Here is a 19,801-nt window from a genome sequence, read left to right as displayed (position 1 = left end):
CAGTCTGGCAGCGCAGGACCGATCTGCAGGCGCTGGTCAGCCAGCGCCTGCCGGTGGCGAGGGGCGGTCAGTGCTTGAACATGACGTGACGCACCGTGGTGTAGTCCTCCAGGCCATACAGGGACATGTCCTTGCCGTAGCCGGAGAGTTTCTGGCCGCCGTGGGGCATTTCGCTGACCAGCATGAAGTGGGTGTTGACCCAGGTGCAGCCGTATTGCAGGCGTGCCGACAAGCGATGGGCGCGGCCGACGTCGGCGGTCCACATCGAGGAGGCCAGGCCGTAGTCCGAGTCGTTGGCCCATCCCAGGACCTGGGCTTCATCCTGGAAGCGGGTCACCGACACCACCGGGCCGAAGACTTCGCGGCGCACGATCTCGTCATCCTGCCGGGCGTCGGCCAGCACCGTGGGTTCGAAGAAGTAGCCGTCTCCCGGCACCGCCTTGCCCCCGGTGACCAGGCGTATGTGCGGCTGGGCAAGGGCGCGCTCGACAAAGCCGGCCACGCGCTCGCGATGCGCGGCGGTGATCAGTGGCCCCAGCTCGGTCGCCGGGTCGTCCTGCAGGCCGTGGCGGATGCTGCCGACGGCGGCGCCGAGCTGCTCGACGAAGCGCTCGTAGACCCCGTCCTGCACGTAGATCCGGCAAGCGGCGGTGCAATCCTGGCCGGCGTTGTAGAAGCCGAAGGCGCGGATGCCTTCCACCGCGGCGTCGATATCGGCGTCGTCGAAGATGATCACTGGGGCCTTGCCCCCCAGTTCCATGTGCATGCGCTTGACGCTGTCGGCGGTGCTGGAAATGATGTTCGCGCCGGTGGCGATCGAACCGGTGAGCGACACCATGCGGACCTTGGGATGGCTCACCAGCGGCTGGCCGACGCTCGGGCCACGGCCGAACACCAGGTTGAGCACGCCGGCCGGGAAAATCTCGCTGGCCAGCTGGGCCAGGCGCAGGGCGGTCAGCGGGGTCTGTTCCGAGGGCTTGAGCACCACGGTGTTGCCGGCGGCCAGGGCCGGGGCGATCTTCCAGGCGACCATCATCAGCGGGTAGTTCCAGGGGGCGATGGAGGCGATCACCCCCACCGGGTCGCGGCGGATCATCGAGGTGTGCCCGGGCAGGTATTCCCCGGCCGCCGAGCCGCCCAGGCAGCGGCTGGCGCCGGCGAAGAAGCGGAACACGTCGGCGATCGCCGGGATCTCGTCATTCAGGGCTGCGCTCAGGGGCTTGCCGCAGTTGTCCGATTCCAGCCTGGCCAGTTCGGCGCCGTGGGCCTCGATGGTGTCGGCGAGCTTGAGCAACAGCAGCGAGCGGTCCTTGGGCGGGGTCTGCGACCAGCTGGCGAAGGCGCTGTCGGCGGCCTGCACCGCAGCGTCCACCTGGGCCTGGCTGGCCTCGTTGATCTCAACCAGCACGCGGCCCAGGGCCGGGTTGTACACCGGCTGGGCCGGCCCCTCGCCGGCCACCAGTTGGCCGTTGATCAGCAATTTGGTCTGCATGTTCATCTCCTTTCTTGGCGCTTGGGGTAGGGACGCGGATCATTTGCCGCCGCTGCCGGCCACGCTCTCGCCGCCACGGGTCAGGTAGTAGGCGCCGAGGATCGGCAGCATGGTCACCAGCATCACCAGCATGGCCACCACGTTGGTCACCGGCACGTCCCGGGGCCGGCTCAACTGGTTGAGCAGCCACAGCGGCAGGGTGCGTTCATGGCCGGCGGTGAAGGTGGTGACGATGATTTCATCGAACGACAGGGCGAACGCCAGCATGCCCCCGGCCAGCAAGGCCGAACCGAGGTTGGGCAGGATGATGTAGCGGAAGGTCTGCCAGCCGTCGGCGCCCAAGTCCATGGAGGCTTCGATCAGGCTGTGGGAGGTGCGCCGCAGCCGGGCGATCACGTTGTTGTGGACGATCACCACGCAGAAGGTGGCGTGGCCGACGACGATGGTGAACAGGCCCGGCTCGATGCCCAGGGTCTTGAAGGTCGCCAGCAGGGCGATGCCGGTGATGATGCCCGGCAGGGCGATGGGCAGGATCAGCATCAGCGAGATGCCCTGCTTGCCGAAGAACTCGCGGCGGTACAGGGCCGCCGACGCCAGGGTGCCGAGGACCAGGGCGATCAGGGTGGCGATGGCGGCGATCTGCAGCGACAGCTGGATGGCGTCCAGCACGTCGGGGCGGCTGAAGGCCACGCTGAACCACTTCAGGGTCAGGCCCCGGGGCGGAAAGCTGAAGGCCGCGTCTTCGGTGTTGAAGGCATAGAGGAAGATGATCAGGATCGGGAAGTGCAGGAACACCAGCCCGCCCCAGGCCGCCAGGCGCAGGCCCAGGGATGCTTGTTCAGAGTGCATCGAAGGCCCCCAGGCGTTTGACGATGGACAGGTAGATGGCGATCAGCACGATGGGCACCAGGGTGAAGGCGGCGGCCATCGGCAGGTTGCCGATGGCGCCTTGCTGGGCGTAGACCATGCTGCCGACGAAGTAGCCCGGCGGGCCCACCAGTTGCGGCACGATGAAGTCCCCCAGGGTCAGGGAGAAGGTGAAGATCGAGCCGGCGGCGATGCCCGGCACCGCCAGCGGCAGGATCACCAGCATGAAGGTCTGGCGCGGCGTCGCCCCGAGGTCCGCCGAGGCCTGCAGCAGCGAGGGCGGCAGGCGCTCCAGGGACGCCTGGATCGGCAGGATCATGAACGGCAGCCAGATGTAGACGAACACCAGGAAGCGCCCCAGGTGCGAGGTCGACAAGGTGCTGCCGCCGACCCCGGGAACGCCCAGCAGCCATTGCAGCGGCGCCTCCAGCCCCAGGTGCTGGATGAACCACTGGGCCACGCCGCCCTTGGCCAGCAGCAGGGTCCAGGCATAGGCCTTGACGATGTAGCTGGCCCACATCGGCAGCATCACCGCGATGTAGAAGAACGCCTTGGTCTTGCCGCTGGTGTAGCGGGCCATGTAGTAGGCGATGGGAAAGGCGACGATGGCGCTGGCGATGGACACCGCCACGGCCATGCCCAGGGTGCGCAGGATGATGTCGGCGTTCGACGGCTGCAGCAGCGCGGCGAAGTTGCCCAGGGTCAGCTCCGGGGTGACCGCCATGGTGAAGTCGTCGAAGGTGTAGAAACCCTGCCACAGCAGGGTCAGCAGGGAGCCGAGGTAGATCGCGCCGAACCAGATCAGCGGCGGCACCAGCAGCAGCGTCAGGTACAGGTTGGGGCGCCGGTACAGCAGGTTGGACAAGCGCCGCAGGAGCGAGTCGCCGCTGCCTTGGACGAGGGCCTGGGTGCTCATTTCAGACCTCGTCCGTCACGCTGTCGGTCAGCGGGATCATCGCCTCCCGGGCCCAGCGGGCGCTGATGCGTTGTCCGGTGCAGTGGCTGCTGCCGGTGTCCTGCCACTGGTTGTTGGCCTGGCTGATGTTCAGGGTCTGGCCGTTGTCCAGTTTCACTTCGAAGCGGGTGGCGCTGCCCTGGTACTGGATATCGTGGAGCAGGCCGCTGATTTCGATCTCCGAGGCCGCCAGCGGGCCTTGGGCAAAACGCACGTGTTCCGGGCGGATGGAGAAGGGCTGCGGGCTGCCGCTGAGCTGTTGCGCCAGCTCGCCGCGAATCACGTTGGAGGTGCCGACGAACTCGGCGACGAAGGAGGTGGCGGGTTTCATGTACAGGTTGCGCGGGCTGTCCACCTGCTCAATGCGGCCCTTGTTGAATACCGCCACCCGGTCGGACATCGACAGGGCCTCGGTCTGATCGTGGGTGACGAAGATGAAAGTGATGCCCAGCTGGCGCTGGAGCTTCTTCAGTTCGCCCTGCATCTGCTCCCGCAGTTTCAGGTCCAGGGCCCCCAGGGGTTCGTCCAGCAGCAATACCCGTGGCCGGTTGACCAGGGCCCGGGCCAGGGCCACCCGCTGGCGCTGGCCACCGGACAGTTGCGCCGGCTTGCGCTCGCCATAGCCGCCCAGGGCCACCATCTCCAGGGCCGCCTCGGCGCGCTCCAGGCGTTCGTGGCGGGCCACGCCCTTGACCTTCAGGCCGTAGGCGACGTTGTCCCGCACGTTCATGTGGGGGAACAGTGCGTAGTCCTGGAACACCGTGTTGACGTCCCGTTGATAGGGCGGCAAGCCCGCGGCCTCGGCGCCGTGGATGCGGATCGAACCGGCGCTGGGCTGCTCGAAGCCGGCAATCAGCCGCAGGCAGGTGGTCTTGCCCGAACCGGACGGGCCGAGCATGGAGAAGAATTCACCGTCGTGGATATCGATGGACACCCGATCGACGGCCTTGACCTCGCCGAACTGACGGGAAACCTGGGTGAACTGGACTGCAAGGGTCATGGTGCACTGCTCCGAAAAGGCGCTGCCTGTCGCAGGCGTTGCCTGGGTCTTGCTCGATGGGCGGGGGGCACCGGCAAGCCGGCTCCTGGGGATGGGTTCAGGAGCCGGTTTGCTGGCGCAGGCGCTTAACGACCGCCCATGATCGCGATGTAGTCCTGGGTCCAGCGGCTGTAGGGCACGAACTTGCCGCCCTCGGCCTGCGGGGTTTTCCAGAAGGCGATCTTGTCGAACTGGTCGAAACCGTTGGTCTTGCAACCCTCGGCCCCCAGCAGCTCGCTCTCTTTGCAGGCCGCTGGCACCGCCGGCAACGAACCGAACCAGGCCGCGACATCGCCCTGGACCTTGGGCTTGAGCGACCAGTCCATCCATTTGTAGGCGCAGTTGGGGTGCTTGGCCTCGGCGTGCAGCATGGTGGTGTCGGCCCAGCCGGTGGCGCCTTCCTTGGGAATGGTCGAGGCAATCGGCTGTTTCTCGTTGACCAGGCCATTGACCTGATAGGGCCAGGCGCTGGAGGCCACCACGCCCTCGTTCTTGAAGTCGCTCATCTGCACCGTGGTGTCGTGCCAGTAGCGGTGGATCAGCGGTTGCTGGGCGCGCAGTAGATCGAGCACCGCCTGGTACTGGGCCTCGGTCAGTTCATAGGGGCTCTGGATCCCCAGTTCCGGCCGTGCGCTCTTCAGGTACAGCGCTGCGTCGGCGATGTAGATCGGCCCGTCATAGGCCTGGACGCGGCCTTTGTTGGGCTTGCCGTCCGGCAGGTTCTGCGCCTTGAACACCACGTCCCAGCTGGTGGGCGCCTGCTTGAACACCTGGGTGTTGTACATCAGCACGTTGGGGCCCCATTGGTAGGGCGTGCCGTAGGTCTTTTGCTCGACCACGTACCAGGGGCCGTCCTTGAGGCGCGGGTCGAGGTTCTTCCAGTTGGCGATCAGCGCGGTGTTGATCGGTTGCACCCGCTTGCCGGCGATCAATCGCAGGGAGGCGTCGCCGGAAGCGGTCACCAGGTCGTAGCCGCCCTTGGCCATGAGGCTGACCATCTCGTCGGAGGTGGCGGCGGTCTTGACGTTGACCTTGCAGCCGGTTTCCTGCTCGAAGCCGGTGACCCAGTCGTAGTTCTTGTCGCTCTCGCCCCGTTCGATGTACCCCGGCCAGGCGACGATATCCAGTTGGCCTTCGCCGGGACCCACGGCCTTGAGCGGTTCGGCGGCTTGCAGGCTGGCGCTGGCCAGCAGGGCGGTGGTGAGAGCACTGAGGATTGCGGTCTTGTGCGCGGACATGGGGATTGCCTCTGCTTTTATTAGGATTGGGGCAGTGGTTGACGATGGGGTGCTGCGGCCGCGGACGGCTTGTTATTAGCGTAGTGGTGTTATTTCAGCTCGTTGCCGTGGCGCGCCATGATGTGGCGCACCACGCTGTAGTCCTGCAGTGAATCGCTGGACAGGTCCTTGCCGTAGCCGGAGCGCTTGAGGCCGCCGTGGGGCATTTCACTGGCCAGCATGAAATGGCTGTTGATCCAGGTGCAGCCGTATTGCAGGCGCGCCGCCACTTGCATGGCCTTGTCCAGGTTTTGCGTCCAGACCGAGGAGGCCAGGCCGTATTCCGAGTCGTTGGCCCAGTCCACCGCCTGCTCCAGTTGTTCGAAGCGGGTAACGGTGACCACCGGGCCGAACACCTCGCGCTGGACGATCTCGTCGTTCTGGCGACAGCCGGCCAGCAGGGTCGGCTGGTAGTAGAAGCCGGCGCCGGAGTGCACCGCCGCGCCGGTGATGCGTTCGATGTGGGGCTGGCTCAGGGCGCGCTCGACGAAGCTGGCCACCCGGTCGCGCTGGCGGGTGCTGATCAGCGGACCGATTTCGTTGTCGGCGTCGCGCTTGCTGGCAAAGCGCAGGCTGCCGACGGCGCTGCCCAGCTCGGCCACCAGGCGCTCGTGGATACCGGCCTGGGCGTAGACCCGGCAAGCGGCGGTACAGTCCTGGCCGGCGTTGTAGTAGCCGTAGCTGCGCACGCCCTCGACCACGGCCTCCAGGTCGGCATCGTCGCAGACGATCACCGGTGCCTTGCCCCCCAGTTCCAGGTGGGTGCGCTTGAGGGTTTTGGCCGCGGCCTGGAGGATTTTCTGGCCGGTGACTATGTCGCCGGTGAGGGACACCATGCGCACTTTCGGATGGCTGACCAGATGGCTGCCGACCCCTTCGCCGCCACCGCAGACGATGTTGATCACGCCCCGGGGCAGCAACTGCGCCAGGCTCGGGGCCAGGGCCAGGATCGACAGCGGGGTGTGTTCCGAGGGCTTGAACACCAGGGTGTTGCCCGCCGCCAGGGCCGGGGCGATCTTCCAGGCGGCCATCATGATCGGGTAGTTCCAGGGCGCGATCGAGGCCACCACGCCCAAGGGGTCGCGGCGCACCATGCTGGTGTAGCCCGGCAGGTACTCACCGCTCAACTGGCCGTTCTGGCAGCGCACCGCGCCGGCGAAGAAACGGAACACGTCGATGCTGGCGCCAAGGTCGTCCTGGCGCGCCAGGTGCAGCGGCTTGCCGCAGTTCAGGGCTTCCAGGCGGGCCAGGTAGTCGGCCTGTTTTTCCAGGCTGTCGGCAATCGCCAGGAGCAGGTTCGCGCGTTGCTGCGGGGTGGTCCGCGACCAGCTGGCGAACGCCCGGTGGGCGGCGAGGATCGCGCTTTCCACCTGTTCGCTGCTGGCTTCGGCGATCTGCGTCAGCACCTCGCCGGTGGCCGGGTTGAGAATCGGCTCGACCCGGCCCTGGCCGCTCACCAGTTCGCCATCGATCAGCAACGCCGTGCACAGCGGAGTCTGTGGGCCAGCCATTTTGCGGGTTCTCTTTTCTGCTAGGGCCATGGGGCTCCCCTGGGGGTGAGGGCCCGGCCTGCTCTTGTCGGGAATGCCCAGAGACTAGTGGCGGGGCCTGAGGTCGACAAATTCTTAATACTCAAGGGGGCGTTCGATTAAATAGATGGCTTGCGCCCGCCCGGAGGCTGCTCCCGGGCCACGGTGAGGAAGGGGTCCACCAGGGCCGGGCGCGCGGTGCCCCGGCGCCAGGCCAGGCCGACATCCAGGGTCTGGTTGAGATCGGCCAGGGGCCGGGCCTCGATGATGTCGCCCTCCAGGGACCAGGGACGGTAGGTCATGTCCGGCTGGATCGACAGGCCGAGCCCGGCGGCCACCAGGCTGCGCACCGCTTCGGTGGAGGCGGTGCGCAGGCTGATCCGTGGCTGCAGCCCGGCCAGGCTCCACAGGCGCTGGGCGTTGCGTTCCATTTCGTCGACGTTGAGCTGGATCAGCGGCTCCCGGGCCACGTCCGCCAGGTTGATGCTGTCGTGTTCCAGCAAGGGGTGCCGGGGCGGCAGCCAGAGGCGGTGCGGCGAGTGGGTCAGGACTTCGGTCTGCAGGGCGTGGCGGTCTTCGAGGTTGGACAGGATCAGCACCCCGACGTCGATTTCGCCGCTGACCAGCAGGTGCTCGATATAGGGGCGTTCGTCCTCCATGACGCGGATGTCGACATTGGGGTAGGCGCGCTGGAAACGGGTCAGCAGGTCGGCCAGGTAATAGCCGGCCACCAGGCTGGCCACCCCCACGGTCAACTGCCCGGCCACCGGGTCGCTGTTCTGTTGCAGGCTGCGCTTGGCGTTGTCCACCGTGGCCAGGATCAGGTGTGCCTGACGCAGGAACTGATGCCCCTGGTGGGTCAGGGTCATGCCCTTGGCATGGCGGTTGAAGAGGGTGACGCCGATTTCCTGCTCCAGTTGCTGGATGGCCAGGGTCAGGGTCGACTGGGAAATGAACACCGCCTGGGCGGCGGCGGAGATCGAGCCGGTTTCGGCCACGGCGATAAAGTGACGGATCTGGCGCAAGGTCATCATGGCGGGGCTACCGGGCGGCTTTTTAGAAGTATTGGGCGCTGTATTGGTAAAACCGATGCCTTGTTTAGCACCTTTCCCTGATCCGGCGAAAGCAACATTCAGAAGCACTATCGTCCCCTGGCCCTCGGCACTTCTCTCTAGGCTTGCGGCCTTACGTGTCGACATGACACTGACTGTGCGGAGGCGGCAGATGAACACCCGTGGATTGCTCGATCAATTGCTCAGGTCCGGCCAGGAACTGTTGCAGAACCAGACCGGCAGCGCCTCAGGCGAGCGCGGCAAGGCCCAGCAGGGCGGCCTTGGCGGTTTGCTCGGGGGCAAGTCCGGCGGTCTTGGCGCATTGCTCGGCGGCGCTGGCGGCGGGGCCCTGGCCGCCGGGGCCATGGGCTTGCTGCTGGGCAACAAGAAGGCCCGCAAGTTCGGCGGCAAGGCCCTGACCTATGGTGGCCTCGCGGCCCTCGGCGTGCTGGCCTACAAGGCCTATGGCAACTGGCAGGCGCAACAGGGCGCGGCCCCGGGCCATGAGCCGCGGACCCTCGACCGGTTGCCGGCGCAGCAGGTCGAGCAGCACAGCCAGGCGATCCTCAAGGCCCTGGTGGCGGCTGCCAAGGCCGACGGCCATGTCGACGAGCGCGAGCGGGCGCTGATCGAGGACCAGTTGCGCAAGCTCGACAACGACCCGCAACTGCAGCAGTGGCTGCACAGCGAGTTGCACAAGCCGCTGGACCCGGCGGACGTGGCCCGCGCCGCCGGCACCCCGGAAATGGCCGCCGAGATGTACCTGGCCAGCGTGATGCTGGTGGATGAAGAGCACTTCATGGAGAAGGCCTACCTGGATGAGCTGGCGCGCCAGCTGCAACTGCCAGCGGGACTCAAGGCCGAACTGGAAAACCAGGTGCGCCAGAGCGCTGGCTGACGTTCGCGGCCGCTCCCTTGGCCATGGATGGCGGTTCTGCCCGGGGGATTTGCCGATATGCCTTGCGGGTCGAGAAAGGCCCGCTAAACCGCGAGCCAGAGCGGGCGCGCAAATTTGCCCAAAGTGCTGCCTGTGTCGTTAAACCACCCGTAAAACCGCTTTCGTCCTCGGCTATACTCCCCCCATTTTCGAATGGCCCCGAGGACTGACTGTGAAGAACTGGACGTTGCGCCAACGCATTTTGGCGAGCTTTGCGGTGATTATCGCCATCATGCTGCTGATGGTCGTCGTCTCGTACTCGCGCCTGTTGAAGATCGAAGCCGGTGAAAACAGCATGCGTGACGATGCGATCCCCGGGGTCTATTTCAGTTCGATGATCCGCAGCGCCTGGGTCGACACCTACCTGCAGACCCAGGAGATCATCGGCCTCAAGCAGAATCAGGACATCAGTTCCGAAGACAAGGCCGACTTCAAGGCATTTGAAGAGCGCCTGCAGGCGCAGATGAACAACTACAAGCAGACCCTCAACAGTCGCGAAGATCAGACCGAGTTCGATGCCTTCGAGAAAGACCATCAGGATTTCAATCGCATCCAGGCCGCGGTGCTCGATCTGCATTCCAAGCGTCAGGAAGCCGAGGCGATTCGCCTGTTCAACGAGCAACTGACGCCGGCCTGGGTGGCCGGACGGATGAAGCTCAATGACATCATCCGCGAGAACAAGGCCGTGGCCGATGCCGCCAGCGACGCCATCGACGAGGCGGTGGCGACGGCCAAGGTCAGCATGGGCGTGTCGTTGCTGGTGGCCATTCTTGCCGCCGGTCTGTGTGGCCTGCTGCTGATGCGGGCGATCATGGCGCCGATGAACCGCATCGTGAGCATTCTGGATGTGATGCGCACCGGCGACTTGAGCGGCCGCCTGAACCTGGACCGCAAGGACGAGTTCGGCGCCGTGGAAACCGGCTTCAACGACATGATGACCGAGCTCACCGCCCTGGTGTCCCAGGCCCAGCGTTCGTCGGTGCAGGTGACCACCTCGGTGACCGAAATTGCCGCCACGTCCAAGCAGCAACAGGCCACCGCCACCGAGACGGCGGCCACTACCACGGAAATCGGCGCCACTTCGCGGGAGATCGCCGCGACCTCCCGGGACCTGGTGCGCACCATGACCGAAGTGTCCAGTGCCGCCGACCAGGCCTCGGTGCTCGCCGGGTCGGGCCAGCAGGGCCTGGCGCGTATGGAGGACACCATGCACTCGGTGATGGGCGCTGCGGACCTGGTGAACGCCAAGCTGGCGATCCTCAACGAGAAGGCCGGCAACATCAATCAGGTGGTGGTGACCATCGTCAAGGTGGCCGACCAGACCAACCTGTTGTCGCTCAACGCCGCCATCGAGGCGGAGAAGGCCGGGGAATACGGCCGCGGCTTCGCCGTGGTGGCCACCGAGGTGCGACGCCTGGCGGACCAGACCGCCGTCGCCACCTACGACATCGAACAGATGGTCCGCGAGATCCAGTCGGCGGTGTCGGCGGGGGTCATGGGCATGGACAAGTTCTCCGAGGAGGTGCGTCGCGGCATGGCCGAAGTGCAGCAGGTGGGCGAGCAACTGTCGCAGATCATCCATCAGGTCCAGGCCCTGGCGCCGCGGGTGCTGATGGTCAACGAAGGCATGCAGGCCCAGGCCACCGGTGCCGAGCAGATCAACCACGCCCTGGTGCAATTGGGCGATGCCAGCAGCCAGACCGTCGAGTCCCTGCGCCAGGCCAGCTTTGCCATCGATGAGCTGAGCCAGGTAGCGGTAGGCCTGCGCAGCGGCGTTTCGCGTTTCAAAGTCTGATGGACGAACTGGCGCACAAGCGCAGTGGCGCTGCCGGGGCGAAAACCGCTCTGTTCCTGATGTTTCGCATCGGTCAGGAGCGCTATGCCTTGCAGGCCGTGGATGTGGTGGAGGTGCTGCCGCGCCTGCAGCTCAAGCCCATTGCTCGGGCGCCGTCCTGGGTCGCCGGGGTGTTTGCCTACCGCGGCGTGGTGGTGCCGGTGATTGATCTGTGCGAGCTGACCTTCGGCCGTCCGGCACAGTTGCGCACCAGTACCCGGCTGGTGCTGGTGCACTACCGCAGCGATGCCGAGCGGCCGCCACGGGTGCTGGGGCTGTTGCTGGAGCAGGCCAATGACACCCTGCGCTGCGATCCGCGGGAATTTCAGCCTTACGGCCTGGACAACCGCCAGGCCCCTTATCTGGGGCCGGTGCGGGAGGATGCCCAGGGGCTGCTGCAATGGGTGCGGGTCGACGACTTGCTGGCGGCCGAGGTGCGCGAGCTGCTGTTTCCCGAGGAGCCTCTGGACCCGGCGTCGCTTGAGGAGTCTCGATGAGTGACGAGCAACGGTTTTTCGATTTTCTCAAGGAGCGCATCGGCCTGGATGTGGCGTCGGTCGGCCCGGCGATCATCGAGCGCGCGGTGCGCCAGCGCTGCAATGCGCTGTACGCCCACAGCAGCGACGAATACTGGCAGAAACTGCAGGGCTCCCGGGAAGAGCAGCAGGCCCTGATCGAGGCGGTGATCGTTCCGGAAACCTGGTTTTTCCGCTACCCGGAATCCTTCGCCACCCTGGTCAAGCTGGCCAAGGCCCGCCTGGGACAGATCAACGGCATGCGCGCCCTGCGCCTGCTGAGCCTGCCGTGCTCCACCGGCGAAGAACCCTATTCGATCGCCATGGCCCTGCTCGACGGCGGCCTGGCACCCCATCAATTCAAGGTCGACGGCCTGGATGTGAGTCCGCTGTCGGTGGAGCGGGCCCGGGCCGCCCGCTATGGCAAGAACTCCTTTCGCGGCCAGCACACCGAGTTTCGTGAGCGGCACTTCCATATCGAGGGCGATCGGTATTGCCTCAGCGAGCGGGTGCGCGAGCAGGTGCGGCTGCAGGTGGGCAATGTCCTGGACCCCGGACTGCTGGCCGCCGAGCCGCCTTTCGACTTTGTCTTCTGCCGCAACCTGCTGATCTATTTCGACCAGCCGACCCAGCGCCAGGTGTTCGAGGTGCTCAAGCGCCTGACCCATGAAGAGGGCGTGCTGTTCATCGGCCCCGCCGAGGGCAGTCTGCTGGGGCGCCTGGGCATGCGTTCGATCGGCATTCCCCAGTCCTTTGCCTTCAGCCGGCAGCAGGAGCCGGAACCGGCGCCGCTGCCGGTGAGCTTGCCCAAGCCCCCGTCCTTGCCGCTGCGAGCGCCGCATCCGCCAGCCCCGGCGCCGCGGCCACGGCCCTTTGCCAGCCGCACGGCCCCGGCCCCCGCTCCAGCGCTAGACAACCCGCCGCTCAGCGATGCGGCGAGCCTGCTGGCCAGCATTGCCACCCTGGCCAACGAGGGCAAGAGCGCCGAGGCCCGTGCCGCCTGTGAGCGCTACCTGCAGCAGCATGAGCCGGTGGCCCAGGTGTTCTACTGGCTGGGCCTGCTCAGTGACGTGGCCGGCAATGCCATGGAGGCCCAGGGCTTTTACCGCAAGGCCTTGTACCTGGCGCCCCAGCACCCCGAGGCCCTGGCGCACCTGGCGGCGCTGCTGGCGTCCCAGGGCGATGTGGCCGGCGCCCAACGATTGCAGGCGCGGGCGGTGCGCAGCACCCGCGCTGCCGACAGTGAGTTGAAACGATGAGCCATTCCCTCTCATTGGACCTGACCCGTGAAGATGCCCAGGCCATCGACGATTGCTGGAACCGCATCGGCATCCACGGCGACAAGTCCTGCCCGTTGCTGGCCGAGCACATTCATTGCCGCAACTGTTCGGTGTACTCCGCCGCCGCCACCCGCCTGCTGGATCGCTATTCGTTGCGCCAGGAGGACCGCGAGCAATCGGTGGCCCTTTCGCCCGACAGCGATGTGGTCACCCGCTCGCTGCTGATCCTGCGTCTGGGCGAGGAGTGGCTGGGGCTGGCCACTCGCTGCCTGCTGGAAGTGGCGCCGCTGCAGGCGATCCATTCCTTGCCTCACCAGCGTTCGCGGGCGCTGTTGGGGGTGGCCAATGTGCGCGGGGCGCTGGTGGCCTGCCTGTCGTTGAGCGAGCTGCTGGGGCTCGATGGCGCGCCAGCCGGCGCCGCCCCTTCGGCACGGGTCATGCCGCGGATGCTGATCATTGGCGCCGAGGGCGGCCCGGTGGTGGTGCCGGTGGATGAGGTGGACGGTATCCATGCCATTGACGAGCGCATTCTTGCGGGCGCGGCGCTGTCCGGCGAGCAGGCCAACGCCAAGTACACCCGTGGCGTGTTGCAATGGCGGGGCCGCAGCCTGCGCTTGCTGGATGAAGAGCAGTTGCTCTTGGCCGTGACCCGGAGCCTGACATGACCCCCGATCAAATGCGCGATGCCTCGTTGCTGGAGCTGTTCAGCCTGGAAGCCGAGGCCCAGACCCAGGTGCTCAGTGCCGGACTGCTGGCGCTGGAACGCAATCCGACCCAGGCCGACCAGCTGGAAGCCTGCATGCGCGCGGCCCACTCCCTCAAGGGCGCGGCGCGGATTGTCGGGGTCGATGCCGGGGTCAGCGTCGCCCACGTGATGGAGGACTGCCTGGTCAGCGCCCAGGAGGGGCGGCTGTATTTGCAGCCCGAGCACATCGATGCGCTGTTGCAGGGCACCGACCTGTTGATGCGCATCGCCACGCCCGGCGGCGCCGAACAGGCCGCCCCGGACGTGCTTGCCTACGTGGCGCTGATGGAGCGCCTGCTGAGCCATGGCCCGGCGCTGTCGGACGCGCCTTTGCCCGCGGTGCCGGAGCCCGCGCCGCCCACGCCGCTGGACGCCATGCCGGAGGCCTTCAGCGAGCCCGAATCCCAGGTGTTGTCGAATGAGCCGGCGTTGGAATCGAACCTGAACCCGGCGCGTCCGGGCAGGCGCATGACCGAAGGCGGCGAGCGGGTGCTGCGGGTCACCGCCGAGCGTCTCAACAGCCTGCTGGACCTGTCGAGCAAGTCCCTGGTGGAAACCCAGCGGCTCAAGCCCTATTTGGCGACCCTGCAGCGTCTGCGGCGGATTCAGAGCAACAGCCTCTCCGCCCTGGAAAACCTCAACCTGCACCTCAAGGAGCACAGCCTGAGCCTGGAGGCCCAGGAAGCCCTGGGGGATGCGCGGCGGCTGCTGGCCGAGTCGCAGCAACTGCTGGCGGAAAAGACCGCCGAGCTGGACGAGTTCGGCTGGCAGGCCAGCCAGCGGGCCCAGGTGCTGTATGACACGGCCCTGGCCTGTCGCATGCGGCCCTTTGCCGATGTGCTCAGCGGTCAGGCGCGCATGGTCCGTGACCTGGGACGCAGCCTGGGCAAGCAGGTGCGGCTGGAGATCGAGGGTGAGAAGACCCAGGTCGATCGCGACGTGCTGGAGAAGCTCGAAGCGCCGCTGACCCATCTGCTGCGCAACGCCGTCGACCATGGCATCGAATTGCCCGAGCAGCGCTTGCTGGCGGGCAAGCCGGCAGAAGGGGTGATCCGCCTGCGGGCTTCGCACCAGGCCGGCCTATTGGTGCTGGAGCTGGGCGACGACGGCAACGGCGTCGACCTTGAGCGCCTGCGCCAGAGCATTGTCGAGCGCCAGCTGTCACCGGCGCAGACCGCCGCCCAGCTCAGCGAGGAAGAATTGCTGACGTTCCTGTTCCTCCCCGGCTTCAGCCTGCGGGACAAGGTCACCGAAGTGTCCGGGCGCGGCGTCGGCCTGGATGCGGTGCAGCACATGGTGCGGCAGTTGCGCGGGGCGGTGCTGCTGGAGCAGACCAGCGGCCAGGGCAGTCGCTTCCACCTGGAGGTGCCGCTGACCCTGTCGGTGGTGCGCAGTCTGGTGGTGGAAGTCGGCGACGAGGCCTATGCCTTTCCCCTGGCGCACATCGAGCGCATGTGCGATCTGCAGCCGGAGGAGATCGTCCAGGTCGAAGGGCGCCAGCATTTCTGGCACGAGAGGCAGCACGTCGGCCTGGTGGCGGCCAGTCAGCTGTTGCAGCGCCCGGCGACCCAGAGCAGCACGCCCACCCTCAAGGTGGTGGTGATCCGTGAGCGCGACGCGGTGTACGGCATCGCCGTGGAGCGCTTCATTGGCGAGCGCACCCTGGTGGTGCTGCCGCTGGACGACCGCTTGGGCAAGATTCAGGACATTTCCGCCGGAGCTTTGCTCGATGATGGCCGGGTGGCGCTGATCGTGGATGTCGAGGACATGCTGCGTTCGGTGGACAAGCTGCTCAATACCGGGCGCCTGGAGCGCATCGCGGGCAATCATCCGTTGCACGCACAGGCCGCGCGCAAGCGTATTCTGGTGGTCGACGACTCACTCACGGTGCGTGAGTTGCAACGCAAGCTGCTGATCAACCGCGGCTACGACGTGGCCGTGGCGGTGGATGGCATGGACGGCTGGAATGCCTTGCGTTCGGAAAGCTTCGACTTGCTGATCACTGATATCGACATGCCGCGAATGGACGGAATTGAATTGGTCACACTCTTGCGTCGCGACAATCGCCTGCAATCCCTGCCGGTGATGGTGGTGTCCTATAAGGATCGCGAGGAGGACCGGCGCCGTGGCCTGGACGCCGGCGCCGACTACTATCTTGCCAAGGCCAGCTTCCATGACGACGCGCTGCTGGATGCGGTGGTGGAACTGATTGGAGGCGCACGGGCATGAAGATCGCCATAGTCAACGACATGCCCATGGCGGTGGAGGCCCTGCGCCGGGCGCTGGCCTTCGACCCCAGCCATGAAGTGGTGTGGGTCGCCACCAATGGCGCCGAAGCGGTGAAGTACTGCGCCGAGCTGACCCCGGACCTGATTCTCATGGACCTGATCATGCCGGTGATGGACGGCGTCGAGGCCACGCGGCGGATCATGGCCGAGTCGCCGTGCGCCATCGTGATCGTCACCGTCGACCGCCAGCAGAATGTCCACAGAGTGTTCGAGGCCATGGGCCACGGCGCGCTGGACGTGGTCGATACCCCGGCCCTGGGAGCCGGCAATGCCCAGGAGGCGGCGGCGCCGCTCTTGCGCAAGATCCTCAATATCGGCTGGCTGATCGGCCAGCGTGGCAGCCGGGTACGGTCGGCGCCGGTGCCCTTGCGCAGCGGCGCTCCCCGCCAGGGCCTGGTGGCCATTGGCTCCTCCGCCGGAGGCCCGGCCGCCCTGGAGGTGTTGCTCAAAGCCTTGCCAAAGGACTTCCCCGCCGCCATCGTGCTGGTCCAGCATGTCGATCAGGTGTTTGCCGCGGGCATGGCCGAATGGCTCAGCAGCGCCTCCGGCCTGCGGGTGCGCCTGGCCCGGGAGGGTGAGCCGCCGCAAAGTGGCACGGTATTGCTGGCGGGCACCAACCATCACATCCGTTTGCTGAAGAACGGCACCCTGGCCTACACCGCCGAGCCGGTGAACGAGATCTATCGGCCCTCCATCGACGTGTTTTTCGAAAGCGTCGCCAGCTACTGGAATGGCGATGCGGTGGGGGTGCTGCTGACCGGCATGGGCCGTGACGGCGCCCAGGGCTTGAAGCTGATGCGCGACCAGGGATTTTTGACCATCGCTCAGGACCAGAACAGTAGCGCGGTGTATGGCATGCCCAAGGCGGCGGCTGCCATCGGCGCCGCCACAGAGATTCGCCCACTGGACAAGATCGCTCCACGTTTGCTGGAGATATTTGCCAAATGACTGATAAACGCAGCTGTCCTGGCCAGGTAGCAACTCAGGTGACAACCCATGAATGATTTACAGCTCGACGAATTCAAGACCGATGAAAATGCCGCCATGGTGTTGCTGGTGGACGACCAGGCCATGATCGGCGAAGCGGTTCGGCGTGGGTTGGCGAATGAGGAAAACATCGATTTCCACTTTTGCGCCGATCCGCACCAGGCCATTGCCCAGGCGATCCGCATCAAGCCCACGGTGATTCTCCAGGACCTGGTGATGCCGGGTCTGGACGGCCTGACTCTGGTGCGTGAGTACCGCAACCACCCGGCGACCCAGAACATCCCGATCATCGTCCTCTCCACCAAGGAAGACCCGCTGATCAAGAGCGCGGCCTTTGCCGCCGGGGCCAACGACTACCTGGTCAAGCTGCCGGACAACATCGAGCTGGTAGCGCGGATCCGCTATCACTCGCGCTCCTACATGACCCTGCTGCAACGCGACGCCGCCTATCGGGCGCTGCGGGTCAGCCAGCAGCAGTTGCTGGACACCAACCTGGTGTTGCAGCGGCTGATGAACTCCGACGGCCTGACCGGACTGTCCAACCGCCGGCACTTCGACGAATACCTGGAGCTGGAATGGCGCCGGGCGATGCGCGAGCAGAGTCAGCTGTCGTTGCTGATGATCGACGTCGACTACTTCAAGATCTACAACGACACCTTTGGCCACCTGGAGGGCGATGAAGCCCTGCGCAAGGTGGCCACGGCGATTCGCGAGGCCAGCAGCCGGCCCTCGGACCTGCCGGCGCGCTATGGCGGCGAGGAGTTCGTGCTGGTGCTGCCCAACACTTCGCCGGGAGGGGCGCGGCTGGTGGCCGAGAAACTGCGGCAGACCGTCGAAGCCCTGAAAATTCCCCATAACGCCCCGGTGGAAGGCTCCAGCCTGACCATCAGCATCGGTCTTTCCACCATCACCCCGCAGCCCAACAGCCATTGCCGGCAGTTGATTTCGGCGGCGGACAAGGGGCTGTACCTGGCGAAAAACAACGGTCGCAATCAGGTCGGGATCGAGTAGGCAGTTTCCGCTTGTCCTCTAGGCGTCAGCCATTTCCGTGGTCGGCGCCTGATCCTGTGCAACCTCCACCAGGGTGTCTCTGAACAGGTAGTAGCTGTGGCTCGCGGTGTGCCGACACGTGAGCTTTACCGCTTCGATGCGATAGGTGGTGTAGGTGTTGAGTGTCTTATCGATGAACCAGTTGTTCAGCAGGTTGCCAGGGGCGATCGGATAGTCGCCAAAGCTGTAGTCCATGTAGCCGCCCCTGTAAACGTGGACCCAGCGACAGCTGAACCTGGCCTGCAGCCATTGGGTTCGCTCACCGACCTCATCCGCCAGCATTCTTGTGCGGTAGTAGATCCACCACCACAAAAAGATCAGCCAGGGCACTACCAGGGCGCAGGCCAGTGCCGGTGAGACCATCAGCCAGATTCCCATCAATGGCATAAAGGCCAGTGCGCTGAAGAGCGCAGCGAAAAACGCCTGGACGCCTCTCCAGTTTCGGCGCTCCCTGCACTGGATGTTTTCTATTTCTGCGCTGTTGAGTGTGCGTCCCATGAGCCTGATGCTTCCTTGTCATTTCGGCTGGGATTGTATAGCGCTGGCCGGTCTCAAGAGCTCCGTGGTTGCACATTGCAGCCCGTGAGCATCGAAGGCGGTGTGTCTTGCCGAGCAGGGCTTGCAGGTAAGTGATGAGAATAAAATTCAGTGTGCACTTGGATTTCAGTGGGGCTGTCACTGAAATTAGATGGCCGATTCGCCGCTAAAGCCGCTAAGCGGGCTGCCGTGATTCGGTGATTCCGTTATAATCGCCGGCTTTCAAAAGTTCGCCAACGAGTGCCGCCCCCCATGGAAATCAACCCGATCCTGAACACCATCAAGGACCTGTCCGAGCGCTCCGAAACTATTCGGGGGTATCTTTGACTACGATCAAAAGCATGAGCGTCTGACCGAGGTCAATCGCGAGCTTGAAGATCCGAGTGTCTGGAACAAACCCGAATACGCCCAGGAGCTGGGCCGCGAGCGCGCTGCGCTGGCACAGATCGTCGAGACCCTGGACGAGCTGAACAGCGGTCTGGCCGACTGCCGCGACCTGCTGGACATGGCGGTCGAGGAAGAAGATGAAGGCGCAGTGGGCGATGTGGTCGCCGAGCTGGCCCGGCTTGAGGAAAACCTCGCCAAGCTGGAATTTCGCCGCATGTTCAGCCATGAAATGGACCCGAACAACGCCTACCTGGACATCCAGGCCGGTTCCGGCGGCACCGAAGCCCAGGACTGGGCCAACATCCTGCTGCGCATGTACCTGCGCTGGGCCGACAAGCGTGGTTTCGAAGCGACCATCATGGAGCTGTCGGCCGGTGAAGTGGCCGGGATCAAGGGCGCGACCGTGCACATCAAGGGCGAGTACGCCTTCGGTTGGCTGCGTACCGAGATCGGCGTGCACCGCCTGGTGCGCAAGAGCCCGTTCGACTCCGGCAACCGTCGCCACACCTCGTTCTCCGCGGTGTTCGTCTCGCCCGAGATCGACGACAAGGTGGAAATCGAGATCAACCCGGCCGACCTGCGGATCGACACCTACCGTTCCTCCGGTGCCGGTGGTCAGCACGTAAACACCACCGACTCGGCGGTGCGTATCACCCACGTACCGACCAACACCGTGGTCAGCTGCCAGAACGAACGTTCCCAGCACGCCAACAAGGACACCGCCATGAAAATGCTGCGGGCCAAGTTGTACGAGCAGGAAATGCAGAAGCGCAACGCGGCGTCCCAGGCCCTGGAAGACACCAAGTCGGACATCGGCTGGGGTCACCAGATCCGCTCCTACGTGCTCGACGCGTCGCGGATCAAGGACCTGCGCACCAACATCGAACGCAGCGACTGCGACAAGGTGCTCGACGGCGACATCGACGAATACCTGGAAGCCAGCCTGAAATCCGGACTGTAAACAGACGCGATACAGGATCGGCTGACTCAACGCGATCCCTGTAGGAGCCAGCTCTGCTGGCGATCCCCG

17 protein-coding genes are annotated in these 19,801 nt (G+C 65.5%); 9 read left to right on the top strand and 8 right to left on the bottom strand.

The window, feature by feature from the left end; translation table 11 throughout:
• Nucleotides 1-67: 67 nt before the first annotated feature.
• From GGI48_RS09195 to GGI48_RS09165, 7 genes are all read right to left on the bottom strand, one after another.
• On the bottom strand, nucleotides 68-1,492 hold the full coding sequence (locus GGI48_RS09195) for a gamma-aminobutyraldehyde dehydrogenase (protein WP_179597932.1): 1,425 nt from the start codon (nucleotides 1,490-1,492) through the stop codon (nucleotides 68-70).
• Nucleotides 1,493-1,531: 39 nt separating this feature from the next.
• Entirely contained in the window at nucleotides 1,532-2,341 is an 810-nt protein-coding gene (locus tag GGI48_RS09190; RefSeq protein ID WP_047301992.1) for an ABC transporter permease, read from the bottom strand.
• Entirely contained in the window at nucleotides 2,331-3,275 is a 945-nt protein-coding gene (locus tag GGI48_RS09185; RefSeq protein ID WP_047301993.1) for an ABC transporter permease, read from the bottom strand. The genes GGI48_RS09190 and GGI48_RS09185 overlap by 11 nt, the downstream gene beginning before the upstream one ends.
• Before the next feature lies 1 nt (nucleotide 3,276).
• Complete coding sequence (locus GGI48_RS09180) at nucleotides 3,277-4,314, bottom strand: ABC transporter ATP-binding protein (RefSeq protein ID WP_016963989.1); 1,038 nt, start codon at nucleotides 4,312-4,314, stop codon at nucleotides 3,277-3,279.
• 125 nt (nucleotides 4,315-4,439) lie between these two features.
• Nucleotides 4,440-5,591, bottom strand: a complete 1,152-nt coding sequence (gene ydcS / locus GGI48_RS09175) for a putative ABC transporter substrate-binding protein YdcS (RefSeq protein WP_179597930.1) — start codon at nucleotides 5,589-5,591, stop codon at nucleotides 4,440-4,442.
• Between the two features lie 89 nt (nucleotides 5,592-5,680).
• Nucleotides 5,681-7,171 (bottom strand): gamma-aminobutyraldehyde dehydrogenase, encoded by a 1,491-nt coding sequence (locus GGI48_RS09170; protein WP_179597929.1) that lies wholly within the window; start codon nucleotides 7,169-7,171, stop codon nucleotides 5,681-5,683.
• Between the two features lie 107 nt (nucleotides 7,172-7,278).
• Nucleotides 7,279-8,193 carry a LysR family transcriptional regulator gene (locus GGI48_RS09165; protein ID WP_179597927.1) on the bottom strand — a complete coding sequence of 305 codons (915 nt, stop codon included), beginning with the start codon at nucleotides 8,191-8,193 and terminating at the stop codon, nucleotides 7,279-7,281.
• Nucleotides 8,194-8,383: 190 nt separating this feature from the next.
• Here GGI48_RS09165 and GGI48_RS09160 point away from each other — a divergent pair, with 190 nt between their 5' ends.
• The 8 genes from GGI48_RS09160 to GGI48_RS09125 all read left to right on the top strand — a co-directional run bounded on the left by GGI48_RS09160 (nucleotide 8,384) and on the right by GGI48_RS09125 (nucleotide 17,808).
• Nucleotides 8,384-9,109 carry a tellurite resistance TerB family protein gene (locus tag GGI48_RS09160; protein WP_179597925.1) on the top strand — a complete coding sequence of 242 codons (726 nt, stop codon included), beginning with the start codon at nucleotides 8,384-8,386 and terminating at the stop codon, nucleotides 9,107-9,109.
• 211 nt (nucleotides 9,110-9,320) lie between these two features.
• On the top strand, nucleotides 9,321-10,943 hold the full coding sequence (locus GGI48_RS09155; RefSeq protein WP_047302003.1) for a methyl-accepting chemotaxis protein: 1,623 nt from the start codon (nucleotides 9,321-9,323) through the stop codon (nucleotides 10,941-10,943).
• The gene (locus GGI48_RS09150; protein ID WP_016967739.1) at nucleotides 10,943-11,479 is read left to right on the top strand and encodes a chemotaxis protein CheW; all 537 of its coding nucleotides are present in this window, start codon (nucleotides 10,943-10,945) and stop codon (nucleotides 11,477-11,479) included. Before GGI48_RS09155 ends, GGI48_RS09150 begins: the two co-directional genes overlap by 1 nt.
• A complete protein-coding gene (locus GGI48_RS09145) occupies nucleotides 11,476-12,756 on the top strand; it encodes a CheR family methyltransferase (protein ID WP_179597923.1) in 1,281 nt (426 codons plus the stop codon). The genes GGI48_RS09150 and GGI48_RS09145 overlap by 4 nt, the downstream gene beginning before the upstream one ends.
• Nucleotides 12,753-13,442, top strand: a complete 690-nt coding sequence (locus GGI48_RS09140; protein WP_047302009.1) for a chemotaxis protein CheW — start codon at nucleotides 12,753-12,755, stop codon at nucleotides 13,440-13,442. Before GGI48_RS09145 ends, GGI48_RS09140 begins: the two co-directional genes overlap by 4 nt.
• Complete coding sequence (locus tag GGI48_RS09135; RefSeq protein WP_179597921.1) at nucleotides 13,439-15,751, top strand: hybrid sensor histidine kinase/response regulator; 2,313 nt, start codon at nucleotides 13,439-13,441, stop codon at nucleotides 15,749-15,751. Before GGI48_RS09140 ends, GGI48_RS09135 begins: the two co-directional genes overlap by 4 nt.
• Nucleotides 15,748-16,758, top strand: coding sequence for a chemotaxis response regulator protein-glutamate methylesterase (locus GGI48_RS09130; RefSeq protein WP_016967769.1), 1,011 nt, complete (start codon nucleotides 15,748-15,750; stop codon nucleotides 16,756-16,758). The genes GGI48_RS09135 and GGI48_RS09130 overlap by 4 nt, the downstream gene beginning before the upstream one ends.
• A gap of 48 nt (nucleotides 16,759-16,806) precedes the next feature.
• Nucleotides 16,807-17,808: a PleD family two-component system response regulator gene (locus tag GGI48_RS09125; RefSeq protein WP_016967768.1), complete on the top strand. Its 1,002-nt coding sequence runs from the start codon at nucleotides 16,807-16,809 to the stop codon at nucleotides 17,806-17,808.
• An 18-nt stretch (nucleotides 17,809-17,826) separates the two neighbouring features.
• Here GGI48_RS09125 and GGI48_RS09120 read toward each other — a convergent pair whose 3' ends face one another.
• Nucleotides 17,827-18,345: a hypothetical protein gene (locus tag GGI48_RS09120; RefSeq protein WP_179597919.1), complete on the bottom strand. Its 519-nt coding sequence runs from the start codon at nucleotides 18,343-18,345 to the stop codon at nucleotides 17,827-17,829.
• Between the two features lie 291 nt (nucleotides 18,346-18,636).
• On the opposite strand from GGI48_RS09120, the gene prfB reads away from it, so the two are divergent.
• Nucleotides 18,637-19,732, top strand: a protein-coding gene (gene prfB, locus GGI48_RS09115; RefSeq protein WP_103741041.1) for a peptide chain release factor 2 whose coding sequence is annotated in 2 segments (ribosomal slippage) — nucleotides 18,637-18,708 and nucleotides 18,710-19,732 — 1,095 coding nt in all. Because the reading frame shifts where the segments join, the coding sequence is not laid out codon by codon here.
• Nucleotides 19,733-19,801 lie beyond the last annotated feature (69 nt).

Origin of the sequence: Pseudomonas protegens (genome assembly GCF_013407925.2) — a bacterium.
Taxonomy (GTDB): Bacteria; Pseudomonadota; Gammaproteobacteria; order Pseudomonadales; family Pseudomonadaceae; genus Aquipseudomonas; species Aquipseudomonas fluorescens_AP.
This window is presented reverse-complemented; position numbering and strand designations above follow the sequence as displayed.

What these genes read in the sequence shown, in the direction of transcription:
- GGI48_RS09195 (WP_179597932.1), bottom strand. Translation starts at nt 1,492, where the DNA reads ATGCAGACCAAATTGCTGATCAACGGCCAACTGGTGGCCGGCGAGGGG.
- GGI48_RS09190 (WP_047301992.1), bottom strand. Translation starts at nt 2,341, where the DNA reads ATGCACTCTGAACAAGCATCCCTGGGCCTGCGCCTGGCGGCCTGGGGC.
- GGI48_RS09185 (WP_047301993.1), bottom strand. Translation starts at nt 3,275, where the DNA reads ATGAGCACCCAGGCCCTCGTCCAAGGCAGCGGCGACTCGCTCCTGCGG.
- GGI48_RS09180 (WP_016963989.1), bottom strand. Translation starts at nt 4,314, where the DNA reads ATGACCCTTGCAGTCCAGTTCACCCAGGTTTCCCGTCAGTTCGGCGAG.
- ydcS (WP_179597930.1), bottom strand. Translation starts at nt 5,591, where the DNA reads ATGTCCGCGCACAAGACCGCAATCCTCAGTGCTCTCACCACCGCCCTG.
- GGI48_RS09170 (WP_179597929.1), bottom strand. Translation starts at nt 7,171, where the DNA reads ATGGCCCTAGCAGAAAAGAGAACCCGCAAAATGGCTGGCCCACAGACT.
- GGI48_RS09165 (WP_179597927.1), bottom strand. Translation starts at nt 8,193, where the DNA reads ATGATGACCTTGCGCCAGATCCGTCACTTTATCGCCGTGGCCGAAACC.
- GGI48_RS09160 (WP_179597925.1), top strand. Translation starts at nt 8,384, where the DNA reads ATGAACACCCGTGGATTGCTCGATCAATTGCTCAGGTCCGGCCAGGAA.
- GGI48_RS09150 (WP_016967739.1), top strand. Translation starts at nt 10,943, where the DNA reads ATGGACGAACTGGCGCACAAGCGCAGTGGCGCTGCCGGGGCGAAAACC.
- GGI48_RS09145 (WP_179597923.1), top strand. Translation starts at nt 11,476, where the DNA reads ATGAGTGACGAGCAACGGTTTTTCGATTTTCTCAAGGAGCGCATCGGC.
- GGI48_RS09140 (WP_047302009.1), top strand. Translation starts at nt 12,753, where the DNA reads ATGAGCCATTCCCTCTCATTGGACCTGACCCGTGAAGATGCCCAGGCC.
- GGI48_RS09135 (WP_179597921.1), top strand. Translation starts at nt 13,439, where the DNA reads ATGACCCCCGATCAAATGCGCGATGCCTCGTTGCTGGAGCTGTTCAGC.
- GGI48_RS09130 (WP_016967769.1), top strand. Translation starts at nt 15,748, where the DNA reads ATGAAGATCGCCATAGTCAACGACATGCCCATGGCGGTGGAGGCCCTG.
- GGI48_RS09125 (WP_016967768.1), top strand. Translation starts at nt 16,807, where the DNA reads ATGAATGATTTACAGCTCGACGAATTCAAGACCGATGAAAATGCCGCC.
- GGI48_RS09120 (WP_179597919.1), bottom strand. Translation starts at nt 18,345, where the DNA reads ATGGGACGCACACTCAACAGCGCAGAAATAGAAAACATCCAGTGCAGG.